Raw genomic sequence first — 25,831 nt, forward strand, 5'->3', positions numbered from 1 at the left:
CATTACCTGATATCCGGTCAGGTAAGCAAATTTTTATTTAATAAAAAATCCGAAGGGAGTATCGATATGGATAACATTCTGGCCTCGCCATTTACACGCCTATTTTGGAATGAATGGATTCTTGAACCTGATTCAGTTAAATACAATATGGTTATGGATCAAACTATCCAAGGCGATTTGGATGAACGTAAATTGAGATCGGCTATACAGGGATTGATGAATCAATATCCATTATTTCAATATCAGCTTGATGAAGAAAATGGTGAATTATATTGGAAACCGGGTCCGAATAGTCTTAATACCCTACAAATTTTTGACAGTGAAGAAAAACTGCGTCAGTTTGCCTTACAGCCCTTTGATTTAAGGCAAGGGACACTGATTCGATTTGGATTATTTCAACAGGCAGAGCGACAATTTCAATTAGTCATTGTACTGCACCATATTGTGGTAGATGGCGGGAGTACCGAAGAATTTTATCACGCCATATCGGATCTCTATAATCAGCGCCCCCTGCGCCACACTCCTCTGACACTGGATCAAATTGCCGAAAAATTTGCACAATATCGTCAGCAGATAAAAACATTGGAAGAACATCAGCCTGCACAGTTCTGGAAAACATGTTTGACGGAAGTGGCAGCAACGAATCCGTTGCCTTATTTATCAGAACCGGCGAAAGATGAACAAGAATTAGTGGGAGAGGTTCGTTTCAATCTGTCATTAAGTGATTGGCAGCAGCTTAAGCGTTCTCTGCGGCACTGTACGCCATTTCTGGTATTCAAAACGCTGTGGGCGGCACTGATTGCCCAATATATGCCTGATGGAAAGGTTCACGTCAGTTATCCGGTTGCCGTGACAGGAGGAGAATCGCTTTCATTGGGTGCCCAAATCAACACCGCTGTTTTTCCCTTACAGTTGGATGATACGGTCAGCTTTGCTTCGCTTTACCAGCAGACGTTACATTACACCTCATCATTGAAGACACCCTCCGGCCTGCGTTTCTCATATTGGCCGCTTTTTAAGGTGTTGCCTTTAACACCTATCCGTAAATTAAATGTCGTCGTGAACCAAGCTCATTTCAAGGATTTCTGTCTGGAACTGGAGAGTTGTGAAGTCCATTACAATCACCGTTTCGACAACGATTTAGCGGATTCAGAATGGGCGCTGGAATATCAGCAGCAAGGTGATCAATGGTCTTTCCGTATCCGCTATCCACGCCGCTGTTTCCACCCTGAACAAATTACTGCCTTGGCCGAACAGTTCCAGCAACTCCTGGTTAATGCCCTGACAAATCCAGAAAAACCGATCCGACAATTTCCGTTCCTGACACCAGATCAGCGCATGGCCTTGCTGAAATGTGGTCATCAGGGAGAACAGGGTGATGTCCCCGAAACAACGATTCATGAAAAATTCCAACAGCAGGCTTGCCTGCATCCACAACAAATCGCGTTGATTGATAATCAGCAGCAACTCAGTTATGCGGAATTGGAACAACGTAGTAACCAACTGGCTCATTTGATACGGGAACGCTATCTGCAAGCGACAGGACAATCACTGCCCCCGGACACCCTATTGCCGATTTTTATGAATCGTGGGGTGGATATGGTGATTGCCATGTTGGCGGTGATGAAAGCGGGAGCGGCTTATCTGCCTCTTGATCCGCAAGTCCCAACGCAACGGCTGGCCTATATCCTGACCGATAGCCAATCCCGGCTGGCAATTACAGATATGACGCATCAGCCCATATTGCGCGATTACGGGCAAAATCTGGCTTTGTTGACATTCGGAAACGACAGGGATGATTACCGTGATCAGCCAGACAGTGCTCCGCAAACAGCCTCAGAGCCGAATTCATTAGCCTACTCCATCTATACATCTGGCACGACAGGCCGTCCGAAAGGAACTCTGCTGGAACATCGTGGGGTATTACTCATGCTGGATGGTCTATATGCGAGAGTGATTGAGGGTATTGAACGGCCACAACGTTGGTTGCAGTTTGCTTCGCTGGCATTTGATGCTCATGTGTTCGAAACCTTTATGGCACTGTGTTTCGGCCATACATTAGTGATTGCTTCAGAAGAAGAGCGTCATGATCCTGACCTGCTGATAAAATTAATCGAAAATTATCAGGTTGAAGTCGCCACTTTTCCACCCACTTTGTTGAAAACAAAACCCGCGTTGCCTGCCCGGTTACAAAATATTCTGGTGGGAGGCGAAGCAACACCTCAAGCCATTCTGGATCACTACGCCATGCAGGGACGGCGGATATTTAACGCCTATGGCCCCACGGAAGCCAGCGTATGTGTCACTATGCACCATTATCAGTGGGATGGCGCCCAAAATATTGGCCGTCCGTTTCCCGGCATTCAGGCTTATGTCTTGGATGAGCAGTTGCAGTTAGTCCCGATGGGCATGAGCGGTGAGCTTTACCTCTCTGGCGCCGTGCTGGCCAGAGGATATTTGGGGCAGCCGGAATTAACAGCCAAGACGTTCATTGCCAACCCATTTGCTCAACATACCGATGATCAGCGGCTCTATCGCACGGGAGATCAGGCGCGTTGGTTGCCGAATGGGGAACTGGAATATCTGGGACGCAAGGATTTTCAGGTAAAAATTCATGGCTATCGCATTGAGCTGGCTGAAATTGAGCAGGTGTTTATTGCGGCATCCGGGCTGAGTCAATGCACAGCGCAGGTACGCGGTCAGGATCGCTCGCACATTGTGCTCTACTATGTGTCAGAGATGACCTTAAACGAAGATAACCTACGCCGTACTTTGCAGCTTTCGCTGCCGGATTACATGATGCCATCTGCATTCGTGCAACTGGCATCGCTGCCGATGACGATTAGTGGCAAATTGGATGCAGCGGCGTTACCAGAGCCAGATTTTAAACAGAGCCGCTATGTTTATCGTGCCGCAGAAACGGAGTTAGAACACCGGCTGCAAAATATCTGGCACGGGATTCTGGGTTTGGACGAAATAGGGATTGATGACGACTTTTTCCATCTGGGGGGCAATTCTATTTCCGCTATCCGGTTGGTTTCGGAAATGCGTCGCCAGCAGTTGCCATGCAGCACTAAACTATTATATCAATGCCGTACGATTGCTGAACTGGCGGTACAACTGGCTACCACTCCTGATTCCCAGATGATGCATTCCGAGCAGGGAATACTACAGGGTGATTTTCCTCTTCACCCTATTCAGCATTGGTTTTTCGAGCAGGTGTTTGCTGAACCTCATCACTGGAATCAGGCTTTTCTGATTCGGGTGCCACCTTTACAACCGCAGAAACTGGAAACAGCGATTCAGGCACTGGTGGAACGGCACGATATGCTGCGAGCCAGATTTATTCCTGCTGAACGCCAGCTTTATCTGGATATCAATCAGGTCGCCCCAACGGCGCTGGAAATTTGCCATTATGACCCGTTGACCGATGACGCATTCCATGACTGTCTGGATAGCTGGCAAAGTGATTTCGATATTACGGCTGGCCCACTGTGGCGTTTTGCCTATATTGATGGCTATCCAGATGGTTCAGCCCGCATTTACTGTGCCTTGCATCATCTGATTGTGGATGCCGTGTCATGGCGCATCCTGCTTGATGATTTAAAACAGCTTTATCATGGTAAAAACCTCGGCGCCAAAACAGCCAGCTATCGGCAATGGCAGGCTGCCTTGACTGAACAGCTTTCCGGCTTTGAATCTCAGCGTGAATTCTGGCAGCAGCAATGTGTTTCACAATCTGATTACCGGCCATTATTGGAGGCCAGCCATACTCGTCAATTCCTGCAACAATCTTTAGACCCTGCCACCAGTATTCGATTGCTGGATTTGACCACAGGTGCGGCAAGTTTTGCGCCTAATGAAGTTTTACTGACTGCGCTCCTGCACGCATTGGGTCATCTCAGTGGAATAGCGAACCATACGTTGCTTCTGGAAGGTCATGGCCGCCATCTGCCATCGGTACAGTTGGATGTGGGTCGTACTGTGGGTTGGTTTACGGCTCTCTATCCTCTGCATTTTTCTGTTGAGGGTGAAGATACGATTTCATTGCAGCAAGTTCATGCCACCCTTGGCGGCGTACCCGATTCAGGCATTTCATACGGGGCATTGCGTCATTTGGGGGCTGAGGCGTCGGCATTGTCTTTGCCCTATCCTGGGGTGATATTCAATTATCTGGGGCAGTTACAGGCGCCTGAAAATGATTGGCAGATCAGTGCAGAATCGGCCGGACAAACCATCAGCCCGCGCAATGTTGATTCCGGTTTGCTTACCCTCAATATCTGGCTTATCGGCCAAGAGCTGCATTATCGTTGGGATGGTTTACTCAGCCAGTCGCAGCTTGCTCAGTTGGATCACGGTTTCCAAACAGCCTTGATATCGCTTATCGACACGATGGCACCATCAGCCAGTAAGATTCAGCAGACAGTGGACGATGGGATTGATGCCGCATTACTGGCTCGATTACCGGCAGGATTGGCACCCGTGGTTGCTTATCCCGCCAACAGTCTGCAACAAGGATTTATTCATCATTATCTGAGTTATCTCGATAACTCGACCTACCATTTTCAGTTTGTCCTGGATTACGAACAACCGATCGATCTGAATGATTACTACCGCGCTTGGGAATACGCTCAGCAACGATATCCGATGTTGCGTACAGGCTTTGACTGGCAGGAACAGCCACAGCAAATTGTATTCAGGCAGGCTGAATTATTATGGCAATACCATGATTTCAGTACCAGTCCGACACAGGAGCAGGCACTGACTGCGCTTTGTCAGCAACAATACCACGAATCTTTCGAACTGAATAAACCAGAGCTGATGCGGATTTGCCTCGTTAAACTGGCTGCCGACCGATACAGCCTGATCCACACCAGTCATCACATTATTATTGATGGCTGGAGCAGCCAGATATTGCTGGAATACGTCCATCGCACTTATCAGCAGCTACAGGCGGGACAAATGCCCGATACCTGCATTGATACAGCCTATCTGGCGACCCAGCGTTATTACGCCAGTCAGGTTGCAGAGTGCCGTCATCACTGGCAGGAATTGGGGACTCAGCATTGGGAGAGTACGGATATTTCCCTGTTGCTGGCTCGTGGTGCACGGAATACCTCCGGCAATGAAACGCCTGATACTCAGGCGGTAGTGCGTCAGGTATTGCCTCATGCAGTCGCTTTGTCATTACAGGAAACCGCCCGCAATCATGGCTTGACACTCAATGTCATGCTTCAGTTCGTCTGGCACAAATTATTACATCTGTTTAGCCAACAATCACAGACTATCGTGGGTATCACCTTGTCTGGCCGCAACCACCCCGTATCAGGCATAGAGAGCAGTGTCGGGTTATTCATCAATACCTTGCCACTGGTGATGGACTGGGAACCGCAATCGACCTGTCTGCAACAGCTTCGCACGCTTCATCAACGCATGATTGATTTGGATACTTACAGCTATCAGCCACTGGCCGAATTACAATCCGCGGGTGAAAAGTTGTTCCAAACTATTTTTGTCTATGAAAATTATCCAACGACAGAATTAGATACCCTGCGAGCCAATCTGCGGGCTACCAGTGACAATACGACCGACTACCCCTTGAACCTGATTGCTGAGGGCGATGTAGAACAAGGTTTGACGCTATCTCTGTCCTATAACCAGAATTGCCTTGATGCTGAACGTGGCAACGCCATTTTGCAGATGCTGGGAACATTGCTGGCGCGTCTTCCTTCCCATCTTCACTATCCACATCAGCGGTTACTGGCGCTGAGTGATGACAAACGCCAACAACTGTTAGAAGAATGGGCTTTTGCGGTTGATCAAGACTTGGAACTGATGACTCTGCATGGTTTGCTGGAAAGGCAGGCGCGATTAACACCGCAGAATCCGGCGTTAATGGATGATTACCGGACATTAAGCTATCAAGAGTTGGATGAGATTACATCACATCAGGCTGTTCGGCTGCGGGCGGCATATCGTCGTCTTTTCCAGCGTGAATTAGCGTCAGGTGAGCTGATAGGTCTGTGTTGCGAGCGCAGTATCGACATGATTGTGACATTGCTGGCGATCCTCAAAGCCGGGGCTGCTTATGTGCCGATGGACACAAATGTTCCGGCAGAGAGACTGAATTACATCCTACAGGACAGCCAAATAAGGTTGGTACTGACGGAACCCGCTTTGGCACCGCTGTTTGAGCGCCCCGATCTACAACAGCTATACCTGAGCGAATTGGCCGATCCAGAGGCCACAGACGAAATACAATCGCGGTTGCCGCAGGTGGAACCAAGGCAATTGGCTTATGTGATTTACACATCAGGCACGACAGGCAAGCCGAAAGGTACGCTGGTGGAACACCGGGGTTCTGCTGCCATGGCGCGTAGTTTGTTTACCCGAATGGAAATGACGCAGTCAGGCATGCGCTTCCTGCAATTTGCTTCCATTGTGTTTGATGCCCATCTGATGGAAATTTTCCCGGCATTTGTGGGTGGACATTCGCTGGTGGTGGCATCTGACGCGCAGCGTTATGACTTGCAGGAATTGCAAACGTTGTTGCAGAAGTGGCAGATTGGTTATGCGATGTTGCCGCCTGTGCTGCTCAAACTCAAACCGACGCTGCCGGATAGCCTGCAATGGCTGGCGGTAGGCGGTGAAGCCTCCTCTCAGGATGTATTGGATCATTATGCTGCACAGGGGCGTAATGTATTCAACTGCTATGGTCCAACTGAAACGAGTGTCTGCTGCACTGTTAACCCTTATCGCTATAATGGCGCGTGTAACATCGGCAGGCCGTTGGCGCAGTGTGGAGCTTATGTGCTGGATAGCAGCCTGCAACCGTTGCCGGTGGGTGCGCCCGGTGAATTGTTCCTATCCGGTGCGGGACTGGCACGCGGTTATCTGAATCAACCGGAATTGAGCCGCGAAAAATTCGTCGTTAATCCATTCCAGCAGCATTCAGATCACTCACGCTTATATCACACGGGCGACATTGTGCGCTGGCTGGATGATGGATCATTGGAATATCTCGGTCGTAATGACAGTCAGGTGAAGATTCGAGGGTATCGGATTGAGCTTGGGGAAATCGAGCGCGTGCTCGCTAATATCCCCGGTGTTGATCAAGCTGTGGCGATCATTCATGGCAAGGAATTTCCAAAAATCGTCTGCTACTATACATTGAGCGACAACACATTGAACGGTAGTACATCGACCGATAATGAGCTTTCGTCCGAGATCCGGCAGACATTGGCACAGGTGTTGCCTAACTATATGCAACCCAGTGCGTTGATTCCATTGCCCCGTATTCCGATGACTATCAATGGCAAGCTGGATCGCCGCCTGTGTCCTGCGCCTGTTTTTACGGATGTACAGCAGGAGTACACTGCTGCTGAGACGCCGCTGCAACAGCAGTGTTGTGATATCTGGGCGGAGTTGCTGCAATGTGAACGTATCGGCATAGACGATAACTTTTTCCGGCTGGGCGGCAACTCTATTATAGCTATCCAGTTGAGTAATCGTTTGAGCCAGTTATTGCAGTGCACCATCCCATTGGTGGCGTTGAATCGGCATCCTACTGTCAGATCCCTGAGTGCCTTCCTGTCCGATAATTGCACACACCTTGAAGTGATCCCGCAAGCCGGGTTGCAACGTGGCGTTCTGTCTTTTTCACAAATGCGACTCTGGTTTATCGAAACGCTGATGCAGGAAAACAATGTTTACCATATTCCCCTGTTATTCCGCTTGCAGACCGATATTCAGATAGACAGTTTTGTTCATAGTTTGCAAGCCGTGGTGCACCGCCATCAGATATTACGTTGTACCTTTGAGCAAGATGAGCACGGAGAATCTTTCCTGCAAGCCCATGATGAGGCGCTGGCTGTTGCCCATGCGGAAGTGCAGGCGGATGAGTGGCATGATTTCTTACAGCGGGAGATTTTCCGTGTCTTTGATTTACGCCACGAATATCCCATCCGGGCGACGCTGTTACAACGGGTAGAATCAGATGGACATGTGTCTCATTTCTGCCTGCTCAACATTCATCACATCAGTTTTGATGGCTGGTCGTTGAATGTGTTTTTAAAGGAGTTGGCCGAGTTTTATGGTGCTGAATTGGACAAACGTCCACCTGCACTGCCGCCGTTATCCATCCAATATATGGATTACGCCGCCTGGCACCAACAAATGTTGTCCAGCGATAAACTGGAACAGCTAAAACAATTCTGGCTGAAACAGTTGCAGGATTGTCCTCAGTTGGAACTTCCCTGCGACTATTCGCGCCCTGATATTTTTGACCATCGTGGCAGTACGACTTTCTTCTCCCTTACGCCTCAGTTAAGCCAGCAACTGCGGCAACTGGCGCGCCAATTGGATGTGACCTTGCATGCGGTCTTATTGACTGGCATGAACCTCTTGTTGGTCAGGTATTGCGGCAAGCACGATATTGTCATCGGTAGCCCGATAGCCAACCGCTCACACCCGCAGTTGGAGCCACTGATTGGCATGTTCGTCAATATGTTGGTACTGCGTAATCAGATATCGCCAGAGTGGAGCGTGGCTGAACAAATCCGTCAGGTCTTTGCCAACACGATTACCAGCCAGCAGCATCAAGAGATGCCTTTCGAAAAATTGGTCGAATTCCTGAAGTTAAATCGTGATTTATCACGCCATCCGCTGTTTCAGATCTCTTTCTCGCTGGAACAGAAAGCGACGGATGTTGATGCCCCTTTCATCATGCAAAATCTGGCGGAGTTATATGACGTTGCCAAGTTTGATCTCAGCTTCGGGTTTGAAGAGGGGAATGATGCGCTGTCCGGCAACATTAACTACACCAAGGCGCTGTTTGCGCCGGAAACCATCAGTGAAATGGTCAGGCACTTCCAGAATATATTGATGCAAATGGTGGCTCATCCGGAACAATTAGTGCAAGACATCAGTCTGTATTCACCGGAAGAGAGAATGGCTCTGTTGCAACCGCCGATGGAAACGCAGAATGCGGCTCTCTACAGCCATCCATTGTATCAGGGGATCCTCGATTGGACTCGGCAGCAGCCGAATGACATCGCCCTGATTGATACTATCGGCCAGTGCAGCTATGCCGAAATGCTTCAGACTGCGCAGATATTGGCCGCGCAGATCCATCAACATCCGCGTAATCAATCTGAACTGATCGTCATTCAGGTAAGCAAAGGCAGGGCGCAGATTATTGCTGTTCTGGCTGTCTTACTGGCGGGACGAGCCTACATACCCGTCGATATTTCATGGCCGCAGCAACGCTGTCAGCAGATCATTGATCAGACTGAAACGCAGTTGGTAATCAGTAGCAAAGCGTGGAGAACCGAAACCTGTGGAATCATCCAACTTGATCCGTACGGCTGTGCCATTCACCTGACTGAGCCTCAACCGATGTCATTACCCGTGCCGATCCCCTGTGACAGTCTGGCCTATGTGATTTTCACCTCTGGCTCCACGGGAACACCAAAAGGCGTGGCTGTTCGTCATGACACGGCCTGCAACACCTTGATAGACATCAATCGTAAATTGAACGTTGTGCGGGGAGATACCTTACTGGCTCTTAATGCCCTGTGCTTTGATTTATCGGTTTATGACATGTTCGGTATTCTGGGTGTGGGGGGAAGGCTGGTGATCCCAAGTGAAGAGCAGCGATACCAGCCAGAGACCTTACTCAGATTAATCCATGAACACGGCGTCACGATCTGGAATGCGGCACCGGCGTTGTTTGAATTGCTATTGCAGGAAGTAGAAAATCTGGCAGAGCGGCCTACTGTTGCGATGGATCGCGTTCTGTTATCCGGCGACTGGATACCCGTTAATCATATACCGCGCTGTCGTGACTGGCTCCCCGGTTGCCGCGTCTTTAGCGGTGGTGGCGTCACGGAAGCTTCGGTGTGGTCGATTCTCTTCGAAGTACCACAAGGCGCCGGCTATAGCCAGAGCATCCCTTATGGCAAGGCACTGGTTAATCAATACTTCCTTATCTTGGATAAAGATCTGGAACCTGTACCCGCTCAGGCCATCGGTGAGATGTATATCGGTGGGGTCGGTGTGGCCATTGGCTACTATCGTGACCCGGTACGTACAGAAGAACGTTTTCTGCAACATCCTATCAGTGGTGAACGCCTGTACCGGACGGGAGATTTAGGGCGCTGGCTACCGGATGGCAACATTGAATTTCTGGGACGAATAGACAGTCAGATCAAAATTAATGGTTATCGGATAGAACTGGGGGAAATTGAAAATACGCTGATGGCAATACCGGGCATTCGCCAGTGTGCTTTGGTTAAAGTCAGTGGCTTATCTGATAGCCTGGCTGCCTATTATGTCAGTGACGAACCGCTGGATGAAGCCGATGTGCGTCAGCGCCTCGCACAAGTGTTGCCGCCGTATATGGTGCCTGCTGTGTTGACGCATCTGCCAAAACTACCGTTGAATGCCAGTGGCAAGATAGACCGTAAACAATTGTCGGCGTTGAATTACATCGCGCCAAGACAGCATCAGTATCAACCGCCCGAGACTGAACAAGAGCAGCAACTCTGTCAGTTATGGCAGCAGAAGCTGGAACTGGATCACGTTGGTGTAAACGATGACTTTTTTGAATGTGGCGGGACTTCCATTCTGGCTATTCCTGTTTGCCAGCAGATGTCGGTCTTGCTGGGGCAGGCGGTCACTGTGATGGAACTGTTCAAGCGGCGCAGTATCCGTGGCATTCTTGCAAGCCTTGAATATCAACTGATCCAGCCATTGAACAGCGACTCAGCTAAAGAAACGTTATGGATGATCCATCCGGCTATGGCGGGATGTGAAGTTTATCTGGACATCGCCAGAACGCTGGATGGCAAACTGACGTGTCTGGGCGTGGATAATTACAACCTGTACCACCGGCCGTTAATCATGTCACTGCGTGACATAGCCAGTTTCTATCTGGAGCATATGGAACGGTATCAGCCATTGACACAAGGCCCGGTACGTATTTTGGGATGGTCAATGGGGGGATTAATTGCGCTGGAGATTGCGGCACAACTGGAAGCCAGAGGGATACGTGATATCCATCTCTACCTGCTGGACAGCTTCTATCGAGTCAGTCTGGGGGCTTTACATCCAAGCTGGCGGCAGATGCTATTACAGGAGCTGGGGCTGGAAGGGGATGCCGCGGTACGAGCGCTGGAGGCCGGCCCTGCGGACGATGCGATTTGCCAGCATGAGCTTTCGCAACCTCTACAACATAGCCCGGTCACTCTATTCAAAGCGACTCAGTTGCCGGAGTTCCACGCTCAATTAAACGAGCAGGGAAAAATACCGGCAGCACTGCACGCTGATGATAACCAGATAGGGCAGGCTTGCCAGCATCTGTCTGTCATACCACTGCTTTGTGACCACCACAATATTATCGAGCTGAAAGCACAGATTATTGAAGGTGTGTTGGAGCGGGTGGATTGAGCTGACTTTCAGTGAAAAAACGGCGCGATTTTTATGGCAGGTATATTGATTGCGCCGAATGATGATGAGAACAGGCTCGGTTTATTGATGAACCGGGCCTTAATAAATAACTCTACTCAATTTCCCTTTGTTTCATGGTCTATAAGATACCCAGTTTATCAAAGAGATCATCAGCGTTTTTCGCTTTATGAACGTCCACACCTTTTTCACTGTTGGCAATGGTTTCAGCTGTAAGTTCGTTTGGAATGCGCATATCGAAGGTAAGGCCTTTTCTCTTGCAACTTTGGTCAGAGTTATACGTATTAGATCAGACACGGTTAATCCCATGCCAGCCAGCACATCAGCAGCTTCATTTTTTAGTGTCTCATCTATACGAGCACGAACAATAGCATTTGCGGCCATGTTGAAACCTCCGTTTGGTTAATAGTTATTCGTAGCCCAGTTGGGCTACATAATCAAATATGGCGTGATAAGTTGCACTGATCAATGCGGTTGGTTATTCGTAGAGATTATTTTAATGCCAATAATAATCTCTACCTGATTTAATCTATTGCCATAAATATTAGTATTATTAGATATGTTGCCAGTAAAATATATTTTTAAATCATCAAGTCTTTTGAAATTGTCATAATAACTTACTTAGAACTATTAATTTCAAAAAATAATGAATGGATTTATCTATCTTTCAGCAATTAATTTTTATGCAATTGCAATAGGATTAAAATTAATTGCCATTTTGTATTTATTTTATATTGCCACGTCTGTAATTATATTAGATGCATTTAATCAGATAGGATTATTATTAAATTTTTCCGCTGTCTAATTATATTTAAAATCATCATTAATATGATTAATAAATAAATAATATATTCATCTTCATTCTGGTGTAAATGGAATTGTATAAAAAGCAAAATGCATAAAAAGCAAATTGCATTATTGGCAATGTATTTATTATGGATTTTTCGGCACGATATTACCGATGTAAGAATTATGTGACCACAGAAAATTCAAAATGATATTTTTTCATTTTGTGGCGGTAGCTTTCTTTAATATATTGTCTTCCATCGTATCTTAATTGTAACTAATCATAACCATTGTTATTCAAAAAGAGGCTCTTATGTCTACAAGTACATCTCAAATTGCAGTTGAATACCCTATTCCTGTTTATCGTTTCATTGTTTCTGTCGGCGATGAGCAAGTCCCCTTTAGCAGTGTTTCAGGGTTGGATATTAGTTATGACACGATTGAATACCGCGATGGTACGGGTCATTGGTTCAAAATGCCGGGTCAACGTCAACCTACTAATATCACCCTGCGTAAAGGCGTCTTTCCCGGCAAAACTGAACTGTTTGATTGGATTAATTCTATCCAACTTAACCAAGTCGAGAAAAAAGATATTACCATTAGTTTAACCAATGACGCAGGCACTGAATTATTGATGAGCTGGAATGTGTCCAATGCCTTCCCAACCTCGTTAACCTCCCCTTCATTTGATGCCACCAGCAATGATATTGCCGTACAGGAAATTACTCTGACAGCAGATCGCGTAACGATGCAGGCTGTTTGAAGCATTGATATTTAATCATTTCGTGTAAGGAAGTTTTTATGACAACCGATACCAGTTATCCTGGCGTTTATATTGAAGAATTAAATAGCCTGGCTTTATCCGTATCAAATAGCGCCACCGCAGTTCCTGTTTTTGCGGTAAATGAACAAAACAAACATATCAACGAAGATACTGCAACCCGTATTAATTCCTGGATGGATTATCTTAATTTGACGGGTGAATTTGATAATAAAGATAAATTAGCTGTTTCTCTGCTGGCATATTTTGCCAATGGCGGCGGCTATTGCTATCTCATCCAAACTAAGAGCTTAGAAAAAATTATCCCAACTTTGGATGATGTGACCTTACTGGTGGCTGCGGGCGAAGAGATTAAAACGTCAGTTGATATTTTATGTCAGGCAGGAAAAGGGTTATTTGCCATTTTTGATGGATCTGAAACAGAGTTGACGATTAACGGGGCAGAAGAGGCGAAAGGAAAGTATACCGCCACCCAGTTTGCTGCGGTCTATTACCCGTGGTTGAAAGCGGATTGGGCTAAAGCGGCCATTCCACCGAGTGCGGCGATGGCAGGGGTTTATGCCGCAGTTGATTTATCTCGTGGAGTGTGGAAAGCACCCGCTAATGTTGCCTTGAAAGGGGGTTTAGAACCTGCATTCTTGGTCACGGACGAATTGCAGGGGGTATATAACTCTGGTCGTGCCATCAATATGATCCGAAATTTCAGCAATACTGGCACTACAGTTTGGGGTGCAAGAACGTTGGAAGATAGTGACAACTGGCGCTATGTCCCTGTGCGCCGCCTGTTTAATACCGTCGAGCGGGATGTTAAGCGCGCGATGAGCTTTGCTATGTTCGAGCCAAACAACCAGCCGACTTGGGAACGTGTCAGGGCGGCGATCAGCAATTATCTTCATGGCCTGTGGCAGCAAGGAGGATTGGCGGGCAGTAAAGAAGAAGAAGCCTACTTCGTGCAAATTGGCAAAGGCATCACGATGACCCCAGACCAGATTAATCAAGGGCAGATGATTGTGAAAGTCGGTCTGGCGGCTGTTCGACCTGCGGAATTTATCATTCTCCAGTTTACGCAAGATGTAGAACAGCGTTAATCATATCGATTGAGGAATTATCATGCCTGCTACTCTAAAAGCACCCGGCGTTTATATTGAAGAAGATGCTTCCCTTGCATTGTCGGTCAGCAACAGCGCAACGGCTGTACCTGTTTTTATCGGAAAATTTACCCCGAAAAAGGAAAATCCAGCCCAAGTATGTACCCGTATCAGCAACTGGCTTGAGTTTACTTCTGCTTTCTCTCTGGCACCTACGACAGAGATTGTGATCAGATCGAGCATTGAACCTCCAGCTAATCCTGAAACAAAAGAAGAGACTGACAATAAAGAGACTGACAACAAAGAGACTCCTAAAGCCAGAACTCTCTCTGAAGCTGAAAATAAAAAAAACTGGATTCACGATATTGAGAAAGTCAATTTATCGCCAGCCGTGCAAGCCTTGCAGCTTTATTTCCAAAATGGGGGCGGAGCTTGCTACATCTACCCATTAAATGATGTTAAAGACGAGTCAATTCTGGCGTCTATACCTGATGTGATTGAACAAAAAGGGGATATCACGCTGCTGGTTTGTCCAGAAACCGATCTGGATTATAAAACCAAAGTTTACAGTGTTTTGCTCCCGCTATTGGATGATAAAAAAGTGGGTTATTTCCTGATTGCAGATAGCAATGATGGCGAATCCGTATCAGGGGTGGGGAACAATGCTAAAGCTGCTGCCTATTATCCCCAGCTACAAACTGACCTGAAATTTTCCCTCTTGCCTGAAGATAAGGATATTCGTATCAGTGGTTATGAGGATGATTCAGGTAAGGATGAGCCGAAGAATTTGGCCGACCTGCGGAAGACTAATGCATCGATTGCAAAAAGGATTGATGAAACACTGCAAGTGGAGCAACAAAGTGCTCTCATCCTTTCACCGAGCGCGGCCATCGCGGGAATTTACTGCCGGACAGATAGCAGCCGAGGTGTCTGGAAAGCCCCTGCAAATGTTGCACTGACTGGAGTCAAAAGTCTGCTTGATAAAGTCGACGATGAACGGCAGGGAGCGATGAATGACAAGGGCATCAATGTCATCCGTTCATTTACTGGCCGTGGCTTGATGGTTTGGGGAGCCCGCACGAGTGTGGAGGCCAATAATACCGACTGGCGTTACATTCCTGTCCGTCGTTTATTCAATTCCGTTGAACGCGATATCCGTCAGGCGCTGCGCGCTGTTTTGTTTGAAACCAATAATCAACCGACCTGGATGCGCGCTAAGGCCGCCGTTGATCAATATCTTTATACCCTGTGGCAGAAAAATGCCCTGATGGGCAATAGCCCTGAAGAGGCTTACTTTGTGCAGATTGGCCAGAATATCACCATGTCTGATGCTGATATCAAACAAGGCAAAATGATCATGAAAGTAGGTCTGGCCGCAGTACGACCGGCTGAATTTATCGTTCTGCAATTTACGCAGGATGTCGCCCAGTAATCTCCGTGATTAAACACCAGGCACTGTATTGACAGTGCCTATCTCACCACTTTAGAGGAGATGATGATGGAAAGAATTCAACCGGGCGTAACCTTAACGGAAAGTATCACCACCACGGGTCAGCAAGAAATTCCCAGCGCAGTGCCGGTATTTATTGGCTATACCGTCCATGATCTACGACCAGCAAAAACCGCGGTTCGTATCAACAATCTGGCGGAATATATCCAGTTATTTGGTGATGATCATCTGATGGCGCTGACGGTCAGGCTCTATTTCGATAATGGCGGGCAACAGGCTTTTATTTTGCCGCTGCAAGGCAATATGCCCTCAGCCAATATCACCCAGATGGAAGCCGAAATACTGATGGCCGCATTAGGCTCTGACGCAGTGAGAGAAGCGATTGGCGGGGAAACGCAGATTACTCTGATTCTGGCACCGGATATCGCCCGGCTCAATGACAGCGCTATTGATGATGGATCAACCTTAGTGAATCTATGGTCTCAAGGTTGGATGACACTACTGCAACTGAGCCAGATCCGCGCCAATCTCTTTGTGCTGCTGGATGCGCCGGATGAGGTTAAACAGGCACAACAATGTCTGGAAAGTTTATCGTCAGAATATCGCCAATGGGGAGCCGCCTATTGGCCTCGTTTGGAAACCACTTATCAGGATAAATTCAGTCAAAAAGGTATCGTGCTTTCTCCCACCGCCGCCATTGCGGCAGTTATCCAACGCACGGATAGCGAAGTAGGAGTGTGGAAGGCACCGGCCAATATTGCCCTGTCTCAGGTTATCCGGCCGGTTAAACCTTATCTTCAGGGAAGCGCGCTGTTTAACACCAATGGCACCTCGCTCAATATGATCCGCAGTTTCCCCGCTAAAGGCATACGGGTATGGGGTTGCCGCACACTGGAAAATTCGGATAACACGCCGTGGCGCTACCTGCAAACCCGTCGTCTGGTGTCCTATGTCACCGTTCATTTGGCGCAATTAGCGCGTATGTACGTCTTTGAGCCCAATAACGAACTGACCTGGATGAAATGCAAGGGGCAAAGCTACAACTGGTTACGCCAATTGTGGTTGCAGGGGGGGGGGTATGGTTCACGGGAAGATGAGGCATTTACCGTGCAGTTAGGGGTAAACGAGACGATGACGGAAGAGGATGTCCGTGCCGGCAAAATGATTATGAAAGTCTCCTTGGCCGTGTTGTATCCCGCTGAATTTATCGAGATCAGTTTGGTGTTTGATACCCAAACGGGTGCGCTTTTGTCTTAAGAAGGAGAGAGCATCATGAACGATTACTACACACCCGTGGTATCCCACCGTTTTATGGCGAGTTTTATTTTTAATGGTATTCCCGATCCACTGGATATCCACTTTCAGCGTATTTCCGGCCTCAGTCGGGAGCTTCACGTGACCCAACACAGCCAAGGCGGTGAAAACGCCCGTAATAACTATCTGGCCGAGAAGATCCAACACGGCACATTAACGCTGGAACGCGGCGTGATGACAGTTTCCCCTTTGACCTGGATGTTTGATCGTGTATTACGCGGTGAAAAAATCGCTTATGCCGATGTGGTGGTGATGCTGTTAAACGAGAATTCACTGCCTTTGTCCAGTTGGACACTCAGCAATGCGCTGCCGGTACGTTGGCAAACCAGCGACTTTGACGCGAACAGCAACGCCATCTTGGTGAACACCCTTGAACTGCGTTATCAGGACATGTGCTGGCTGGGAGTCAAAGTATGACAGTCGAAATCAGAGAATTAATCATTCAGGCAAAAGTGGTTTCATCAGCGCAACCGACTGAATCCGAAAGGCAAGGCCATTCTTTGGTTCAGGAGAGTCTGGATGAAGCCATTTGGGTTGAAAAAATTAAATGCGAAGTGTTGGCCGCACTGCGCGATGAGGAAGGGTGGCGTCCATGAGTCTGATTGAACGTGGTTTAGCGAAACTGACCATTAATGGTTATAAAGACAGGGAAGGAAAAATACGGGCAGGCACTGTGCAGGCCATGTATAACCCGGATTCCCTGCAACTGGATTACCAGACGGATTACCAGCAATCCCAAGCCATTAATAGCGAAAAACAAAGCAGCCTTTATGTACAGGCCAAACCCGCCGGATTATCCCTTGAGCTGATTTTTGATGCCACCATGCCGGGTAACAAAACCCCCGTTGAAGCGCAGCTAATGCAGCTCAAACAGTTGTGCAGCGTGGATGCCACCAGTAATGAAACGCGATTCCTGCAAATTAAATGGGGCAAAATGCGTTGGGACAATCGCGGCTATTTTGCTGGCAGAGCTAAAGGCTTGTCGGTGAATTACACCTTGTTTGATCGTGATGCCACTCCCTTGCGGGCGCGGGTCATACTGACATTGGTGGCAGATGAAAGTCTGGTGTTGCAGGAGACAGAACAAAACCTGAAATCGCCGGCGAAAATTGCCTTACGGGTACAGGATGGGGTATCTCTGGCACTGATGGCGGCCAGTACCGCATCGACGCTATCAGGTGGGGTGGATTATCTGACACTGGCTTGGCAAAACGGCCTGGATAACCTCAACGGATTTGTGCCGGGTGAAATATTGCAGGCGACCAGAGAAGACGCATCATGAGCCACCAACTGAAAATTATTGCAGATAGCAGGGCACTGTCACTGTTGGCCGCCGTTGATGTGGATACCGGTTACCGCGTTAACAGCATCCCTTCTGCAACGCTGAAACTAAGTGTACCGGACAGGCCACTTTCTTCTTTCAGCCAAACGGATGTTCAGACAGAACTGGCGCATTGTCAGGTAGGAAAAACCCTGCGTTTGGAATTGACCAACGGCGGCAAAAAATCCGTGCTGTTTAACGGCCTGATTACCCGTAAAACAGTGAAGATCAAAAATAAGCAATTATTGCTTACTTTGGTCGTCAAACATCGGTTGCAACTGTTGGTGGATACCCAACATTCACAACTGTTTAAGGCCAGCAGCGAAAAATCGATCTTAAACACCCTGTTGAATCAGGCGGGTATCAAGGCGCGTTTTGAACGGATCGCGGCGTTAGATCAAAAGCATGAACAGATGGTGCAGTTCCGTTGTTCAGACTGGCATTTTCTGTTGTGTCGGCTATCAGCAACCGGCGTGTGGCTGTTACCAACGATAGAAGGCGTTCGGCTTGTCCAGCCTGAAACCCTGAAATCCAACGCTTCCCATACCCTGAAAAGCCGGGGAGATGAGAAAAAAGATATCGTCGTCAAGGATGCCTGCTGGCAGTTTGACAACCACCTCAATCCGGCTTCGCTGGAAGTCAGTGGTTGGGATATCAGTAAACAACAAGTGTTGTCTGGCGGGCGTCACGGCAGTGTTGCCGTGGGTAAAGCGGCACTTTTCCCGGATAGATTGGCATCTCTGAACAAAGAGAGTTGGGATATTCGCTACAGCAGCCCGCTGACAACACAGGAAAGTGGCTATCTGGCACAGGGATTATTGCTCAATCAGCGCATTTCCAGCGTTACGGGCGAGTTCCTACTGAAAGGAGATGGACGTTATCAGTTGGGAGACAATATTCAGCTGACGGGGTTTGGTTCACAACTGGACGGTACGGCAAGCATTACTGCGGTTCGCCATCGTTTTAACCGACGAATTGATTGGGAAACCACCGTAAACATTGGCTTACAGCAGGAATATTTGCCGATGTTACCCGATGCCCCCGAACTGCATATTGCGACAGTCGCGAAGTACCAACAAGACAGTGCTGCCTTGAACCGTATTCCAATTATTCTGCCGGTGCTGAATCGCCCGAATGAATTTCTGTGGGCCAGATTAGGGAAACCTTACGCCAGCCATGAAAGCGGTTTCTGTTTTTATCCGGAACCCGGTGATGAAGTGATTGTCGGTTTTTTTGAAAATGATCCGCGTTATCCGGTTATTCTCGGAGCCATGCATAATCCGAAAAATAAAGCCCCTTTAGAACCGAGCCAAGATAATCAGGAAAAAGTGTTGGTGGTTAAAAAAGGTGAAAACCAACAACAGTTATTCATTAATGGTAAAGAGAAAATAATCCAAATTAATGCGGGAGAGAATCAAATCACGCTCCAGCAAGATAAAGATATTTCTCTGACAACGAAAAAAGAATTAACCCTGAAAGCACAGACTATGAATGCCACAATGGATAAATCCGTGACGATATCGGGCAAAAACAGTGTTGAAATCAAGGGTGCAAAAATTAATCTTACCCAGTGAAAGGTGAAAAATGGAAAACCAAATACTGACACAACTCTATGGTCGTGGTTGGGCTTTTCCTCCGGCCTTTTCCCTTGAGAAAGGGGTGGAGATGGCCGAAGGTGCTGACGATGTGCGCCAGAGTTTGCATATTCTGTTCAGCACTGATCAGGGAGAACGCCTGATGCGTGAACATTATGGCTGCGGGTTAAATGATTTTATGTTTGAAAATATCCGCAATGAACTGCTTGCTGAAATTGAATCCCATATCCATGACAACGTATTACGTTATGAGTCACGGGCAGATATTACAGATATCCAAGTTCGTCAGTCGCCAAATAATAAGAGTACTTTGCAAGTGCAGGTTATGTATCGCTTGCGGGGAAGCGACATCAATCAGCAAATTCAGGGTACGCTGGCGCTGAGTGAAGGTCGGGTGATGGAGGTGGTATGAGTGAAGCCATTGTGGTGGACGGGGATGTGCTACAGTTTGATCCCAGCTTTGGAGATCGGCAGGTGATAATTTCCATCCCCGCTAAAATCAGCGGCACCGGGCATGCGCAGGTGAACGGCAAAAAAGTCTGCATTCTGGGGGATGAGAAACAGGTTAGTGTTTCTGCAATCTATACCACAGCAACGCATACGACACCGGGAAAAGGCACCATTACCATCAGCGCGCTGGATGCCAGCCAGCAGGCTCTTCAATGTACCAGTGGCGCCGCCTTAATTATCAAAGGGCAGAAATTCACGGCGCTGTTTACGCCTGAATTACCCGCCATGAATAATACGGTAACTCCACCCCAACCGGATGTGACGACACCTTCATCGGGAAAAGGCAGTTTTATGACCCAACAGAATTTTGCCACCGTAAATTAAGCTACTGGCTGAATTAAACAGAATGTTAAAGGTGTGAATAATGATTTATTCACAGAGGAATCGCTGTGACAAATAAACACAGGTGATATTATGGAATTAACTGAGTTAAATAATAAATTGTCAAATTTGGTGCCGATGAGCGATTTTAAATTAGATAATCGAACCAGTTTGCAATTACTCCAATATATTGAAGAGTACACCAAATTAATTCCCTTTAATAAAAGTGATAAATATTGGAATGATTTTTTCTTTATGGCGAATAATACGCCGGAAAAGCTGGCCGAATTATACCAGGGGGAAATCGAATCCAATGGGGAGTTATTACCTCATCAGGCTTTTCTATTAGCGGCACTGCGATTATTGGAAACGCCAATATCCTTATTTAATACCTTGCCTGCGGCACATCGCAATCTTTATTATCGGGCGCTTTTGGGATTATCCCGCCGTCCGGCACAACCTGATCAAGTTGCCTTATCGGTGGAGCTGAATGCCACCGTGACAGAGCAACTACTCACTAAAGGCACCTTATTTGAAGCGGGACAAGATGACCAAGGCAATGTCCTGCAATATGCGCAGGATGCCAGTTTGTTGGCGAACCGTGGCTATATCAGTGATCTGTACTGGTTACGGAATAAAGAAAAACAGCAATGGGTTACCGCGACACCGTGGGATTCTCAGGCACAGTTATCATTGCCATCTGGTGGGATAAGGTTATTCAGTGAAACGGATCAGGATAAACCTGTGCTGGGTGGCGTGTTAATCACCTCTGCGCAACTGGCAATGGAAGAAGGGATAAGAAAGATCACTGTTACCTTTGATAAAGACGTTAGTAGCCAAAATCTGGTCGCCCAGATCAGCAGCGGTAATCAATGGCTAACTTTGACAGCGAAGGTGGATAAAGAAGGAGCCACACTAACGCTTTCAGATAAAGAACCCGCAATCACGGCCCCGGAGGATTTGGATAATCTGGTTTTCAGCCAGCCAGTCCTCAGGCTACAAGGCAAAGACAGCCAACCACTGCCAGCGGTGACAGCTCTTAAGGTACAAAAAAACCCGGTCGATAAAGCCGCATTCGAGACGTATCACCTATCTCCTTTTGGTTATAGCTCTGAAATTGAACCATTGGCAGAAAGTCCCGCTTTATACCTTGGTATCACTGACGTCGAACCGGAACAAACCTTATCGCTATATTGGAAATTAAAATCACCACAGCAACCTGAAAAAGTTTTCTGGTATTACCTGAACCAAAATAATCAGTGGACTGCACTGGATGCGTGGGTCAATGATCAAACCCAACATCTGTATCAGGATGGCACTTGGCAGGTTGTCCTGCCCGCGGATGCTGCCAAGCAAGCAACACAGATGCCAACAGAACGCTATTGGCTAAAAGCCGTTGTGGTCATCCCTACACACAAAGGTTCATGGGGAAAAAACCCTTGGTTATGCGGCCTGATCTATAACGCCATAACAGCCACGTTGGTCAATGCCGATAGCATCAACAACAACCATTTATTAACGCCTTTGCTGGCCGGCAGCATTCAGCGTCCGGTTGAACCGATTATTGTGGTGGCATCAATCAACCAGCCTTGGCCGTCATGGGGTGGACGTGTGCCGGAATCTTATAACGCCTTTTTTGAACGTACAGCGCAGCATCTGTCTCATCGAAATCGCGCCTTGACGTGGGGCAATATGGCGACCCTGTTAAAAGAGCGTTATGTCAGCATCTTTGATGTTAAGTATCCGGGCGATGATGAACTCACCCGAGTACCGGCACGGGAGGTACAGCAACTGACCATCATCCCGGCTAACCGATACAATGACAGCGATGATCCATTTCGTCCGGTACTCAACCCGGCACGCCTGCAAGAAATGGCCGGGTGGTTACAGCAAAAAAGTTCTCCCTGGGCTGAGATTGAGATCAGTAATCCCCAATATGTTGATGTGAAAATCAATTACACGGTGATTTTTAAGCCGGATGTTAACGAAGATTTTGGCTATCGCCAGCTACGGCAGCAACTCAGTGAAGCGTATATGCCCTGGAGCGTTGATGAGCAGCGCCCCGTCACGCTGAACAACAGCATTAGTTATTACCAGTTACTGGCAACCATCCAACAGCAACCACTGGTTGAACGAGTTACTTGTCTGACACTGCGTCGGTCGGATGCCGCCAAAGGCAGTGATATCACCGCATCAGTGGAAGCCAAAGATAATGAGGTGCTGATTTTGGTCTGGGAAGCAGACGATAAGCTGCAATGTCGAGGAAATAACGATGAGTAATCAAGATGCACTGTTTCACAGTGTGAAAGACGATATTCACTTTGATACCTTGCTGGAACAGGCTCATCATGTGGTTGAGCAACAGGCCGGAAAACTGTGGAGCGACACCGCGGAGCACGATCCCGGTATCACCTTTCTGGAAGGGCTTAGTTACGGTGTGTCAGATCTGGCTTACCGCCATACCCTTCCTTTGGAAGACTTACTGACCCCTGCGCCCAATGAGCAGGAACAGCAAGACGGAATTTTCCCCGCTGAATTTGGCCCCCACAATACGCTGACGTGTGGACCCATAACCACTGATGATTACCGCAAGGCGTTGCTGGATTTGCATAGCAGTGACTGGGCAGGAACAAAGTCAGCGTCAGAACAGGATAAAGGGGATTTTCTGTTCCGTAACGTGCAATGGGTACGCGAGCAGGAAGAGCACCGCTATACCTATTGGTATGATGCCACCAAAAGGGAATATAGCTTTGTTGAGAGTAAAGAGGCGAAAAAGTTTACCCTGCGGGGAAATTACTGGCTCTATCTGGAGCCAACCCGTCGTACTCAGGAAAATCTAACCACCGCCACCCAGCAATTAACGGACTTTTTGACTCAAAACCGCAATATTGGTGAATCTGTCAGTCAGATTATCTGGTCAAAACCGGTTGATTTTCCGCTATTACTGGATATTGAACTGGATGACGATGTAAAAGTACAGGATGTTCCGGGTATTTTTGCTGCCGTCTATACTACCGCAGAACAATATCTGATGCCTGAGGCCCAGCGTTTCAGTACGGTAACGCTGCAAGATGCCGGAATGCGCAATGATGAAATTTTTGACGGGCCACAATTGGAACATGGCTGGATCACTGAATTGCCGACAGTCCGTGATTATACCAAACGGATCACCCTCAATCTGAGCCGACTGGTTAACAAGTTGCTTGAGATTAAGGGCATTCAGAACGTTAATCGCCTTCGACTGGATGATAACTTTGATAAAACCCTGATTGAACGAGCTAAAGAAGATGCTTGGTCATGGTCAATTAAAGAAGGCTACTACCCTCGTCTTTGGGGTAAATATCCACTCCATCAATTGGCACAACATGATGGCCCGCTGAGAGTGGTAGCCAAAGGTGGGATCAGCGTCACGGTTGATGAAAACCAAATTCGAGGCAGTTTACCCAACCCTCCCCTGATTCAGAATAAACCTGTGGTATTGGCTTATGGTCAGCATCGCGATGTGGGTCGTTATTCTCCCGTCAGCGATACGCTACCCGCTTGCTATGAGTTACAGCATGATTTATCTGCCTTATCTGACAGTAAACATGCCCAGCGCTTATTGTCACTTCATCAGTTTCTGCTGCCATTTGAACAACTGTTGGCTTGCGGCTGCCAGCAAGTTGCCATGCTGCCAAAATTGTTGGCTTTTAAGCGTGAAGGATATGAAGTCTGGGGCGATCAATGGCCGTTTAAGCCGGATTCTGTCAATGATGAAGCTCATCAGAATTACGCCCCTGCGTTAAAGAAGTTGTTAGAACAGATCGCACATAACAGTGATCATGAATTGGATATCGTCAATTATCTGCTTGGCTATTTTGGCACTCAGCGGGCGCCACGTACTTTTACCACCCCCATTGATGATTTCCGCGCAGTGCAACAGGGTTATCTGGCGCAGCAACCCACATTGACTTATCACCGCGCTAATATTCGTATTGATCAAGTCTCGTCACTACAAAAGCGCATTGCTGCCCGCATGGGGTTAGGCGGTGAACTGTTTAAACCGGAATCTGATCTGAGCCGACTGCCTTTTTATCTGGTGGAACATCGGGCATTGCTGCCAATTAAACCCAATAGCCAATTTGATAAAGAGCAGAAGCCAGATTCGGTAACAGAAGAGAAAGAGAGCCAAACCGGTCAACATTATGTGGTGATTAAGCAGGCCGGTATTGATGGCAAACTGACACAAGGGCAAGTGATCAATTTAGTCCTCTATGAAGGCGCACAAGGGGAAAACCTCTTTACAATACGTGGTCAAATGATAGTCAAAACCAAGGGGGATCAGTTTTGGCTGGATGTGGGTAACAGTGCGCAACTGGAGTACAATCTAAAACGCGTAATGGATGCCGCTAAAGCGAAAAAACTGCACTGGCAAAACGGCGTGGTCTGGATGGAAGATATGAACTATCGTCTGGCCTACGATAGTGAGCAATCCCTGAATGGCAGCCCATTGCCTGACAACCAACGGCGCCTGACCCGCACAGCACAGACTCCCTTCCCATCTCTAATTGCGGTCGGCAATGAAATTACCCTGACCAAAAATTTAGGGATAGTCGGTGTCACACAGGATGCACCTGACGAAGCAGAAAAACTCTATGCAAAAGTCGTCAGCTTTGATCGCATCAAGGGAACCTTGATTATTGAACGTCAGGATAATTCTACATTGAAGTTCTCTGTCCCAGAGGAAGCATGGCGCTACAGTTGGCATTTTTCCGGTGAGGAATATGAAAAGACTGACCGTTTCTCATTTGTGATTAGCGTGGTGGTAGACAGTGATTTAATTAAAGTGCGCGGAGTTGATCCCTATAAATTAGAAGAGTGGGTTAAAGAAACGATTCTCACCGAATTCCCTGCCCCTATTTCCATGATTATTCATTGGATGGATCGGGAACCATTTTTAAATTTCGGTACTACTTATCAGCGCTGGCAAAATAATGGCGCGCCATTAGGGGATGCAGCTTATTCAATTCTGGAAAGTTTGACATTAGGTAAATTACCTTCAGCTTTCAAAGGAATAGGGACAATGCGCATTTCCACACCATATCAGAGAGAGGAAGTTGTCGGTAAAAATAACGATCAATGGAATACTGATAAAATAATTCAGAACGAATTATTCTATGTTCCTAAAGAGAATGAATAAAAAATAATTTATCAATCGAA

The 25,831-nt window shown here is 47.5% G+C and carries 13 protein-coding genes and 1 pseudogene; 13 read left to right on the forward strand and 1 reads right to left on the reverse strand.

Annotated features, from left to right (window positions below; all coding sequences use genetic code 11):
• Positions 1-66: 66 nt before the first annotated feature.
• Complete coding sequence (locus tag NXS07_RS00785) at positions 67-11,448, forward strand: non-ribosomal peptide synthetase (RefSeq protein WP_258085985.1); 11,382 nt, start codon at positions 67-69, stop codon at positions 11,446-11,448.
• A 139-nt stretch (positions 11,449-11,587) separates the two neighbouring features.
• Here the strand turns inward: NXS07_RS00785 and NXS07_RS00790 are convergent.
• Positions 11,588-11,850 (reverse strand): annotated as a pseudogene (locus tag NXS07_RS00790) (type II toxin-antitoxin system RelB/DinJ family antitoxin).
• Between the two features lie 715 nt (positions 11,851-12,565).
• On the opposite strand from NXS07_RS00790, the gene NXS07_RS00795 reads away from it, so the two are divergent.
• The 12 genes from NXS07_RS00795 (at position 12,566) to NXS07_RS00850 (ending at position 25,811) form a co-directional block, all read left to right on the forward strand.
• On the forward strand, positions 12,566-13,015 hold the full coding sequence (locus tag NXS07_RS00795; RefSeq protein WP_038196557.1) for a phage tail protein: 450 nt from the start codon (positions 12,566-12,568) through the stop codon (positions 13,013-13,015).
• Positions 13,016-13,053: 38 nt separating this feature from the next.
• The gene (locus NXS07_RS00800) at positions 13,054-14,121 is read left to right on the forward strand and encodes a phage tail sheath family protein (RefSeq protein ID WP_258085986.1); all 1,068 of its coding nucleotides are present in this window, start codon (positions 13,054-13,056) and stop codon (positions 14,119-14,121) included.
• A gap of 22 nt (positions 14,122-14,143) precedes the next feature.
• The gene (locus NXS07_RS00805) at positions 14,144-15,553 is read left to right on the forward strand and encodes a phage tail sheath family protein (RefSeq protein WP_038202112.1); all 1,410 of its coding nucleotides are present in this window, start codon (positions 14,144-14,146) and stop codon (positions 15,551-15,553) included.
• Between the two features lie 66 nt (positions 15,554-15,619).
• Positions 15,620-16,828, forward strand: coding sequence for a phage tail sheath family protein (locus tag NXS07_RS00810; RefSeq protein WP_258085987.1), 1,209 nt, complete (start codon positions 15,620-15,622; stop codon positions 16,826-16,828).
• A gap of 15 nt (positions 16,829-16,843) precedes the next feature.
• Positions 16,844-17,302, forward strand: coding sequence for a phage tail protein (locus NXS07_RS00815; RefSeq protein ID WP_258085988.1), 459 nt, complete (start codon positions 16,844-16,846; stop codon positions 17,300-17,302).
• On the forward strand, positions 17,299-17,481 hold the full coding sequence (locus NXS07_RS00820) for a DUF5908 family protein (protein WP_258085989.1): 183 nt from the start codon (positions 17,299-17,301) through the stop codon (positions 17,479-17,481). Before NXS07_RS00815 ends, NXS07_RS00820 begins: the two co-directional genes overlap by 4 nt.
• Positions 17,478-18,167, forward strand: a complete 690-nt coding sequence (locus tag NXS07_RS00825; protein ID WP_258085990.1) for a CIS tube protein — start codon at positions 17,478-17,480, stop codon at positions 18,165-18,167. Before NXS07_RS00820 ends, NXS07_RS00825 begins: the two co-directional genes overlap by 4 nt.
• On the forward strand, positions 18,164-19,780 hold the full coding sequence (locus NXS07_RS00830; protein WP_258085991.1) for a phage baseplate assembly protein V: 1,617 nt from the start codon (positions 18,164-18,166) through the stop codon (positions 19,778-19,780). Before NXS07_RS00825 ends, NXS07_RS00830 begins: the two co-directional genes overlap by 4 nt.
• A 10-nt stretch (positions 19,781-19,790) precedes the next feature.
• The gene (locus NXS07_RS00835; protein WP_038202101.1) at positions 19,791-20,213 is read left to right on the forward strand and encodes a GPW/gp25 family protein; all 423 of its coding nucleotides are present in this window, start codon (positions 19,791-19,793) and stop codon (positions 20,211-20,213) included.
• Positions 20,210-20,635 (forward strand): contractile injection system spike tip protein, encoded by a 426-nt coding sequence (locus tag NXS07_RS00840; RefSeq protein WP_258085992.1) that lies wholly within the window; start codon positions 20,210-20,212, stop codon positions 20,633-20,635. Before NXS07_RS00835 ends, NXS07_RS00840 begins: the two co-directional genes overlap by 4 nt.
• Before the next feature lie 90 nt (positions 20,636-20,725).
• The gene (locus tag NXS07_RS00845) at positions 20,726-22,912 is read left to right on the forward strand and encodes a baseplate J/gp47 family protein (RefSeq protein WP_258085993.1); all 2,187 of its coding nucleotides are present in this window, start codon (positions 20,726-20,728) and stop codon (positions 22,910-22,912) included.
• Entirely contained in the window at positions 22,905-25,811 is a 2,907-nt protein-coding gene (locus NXS07_RS00850; RefSeq protein WP_258085994.1) for a baseplate wedge protein, read from the forward strand. The genes NXS07_RS00845 and NXS07_RS00850 overlap by 8 nt, the downstream gene beginning before the upstream one ends.
• Positions 25,812-25,831 lie beyond the last annotated feature (20 nt).

Source organism: Xenorhabdus bovienii, from assembly GCF_024721015.1.
GTDB lineage: Bacteria > Pseudomonadota > Gammaproteobacteria > Enterobacterales > Enterobacteriaceae > Xenorhabdus > Xenorhabdus bovienii.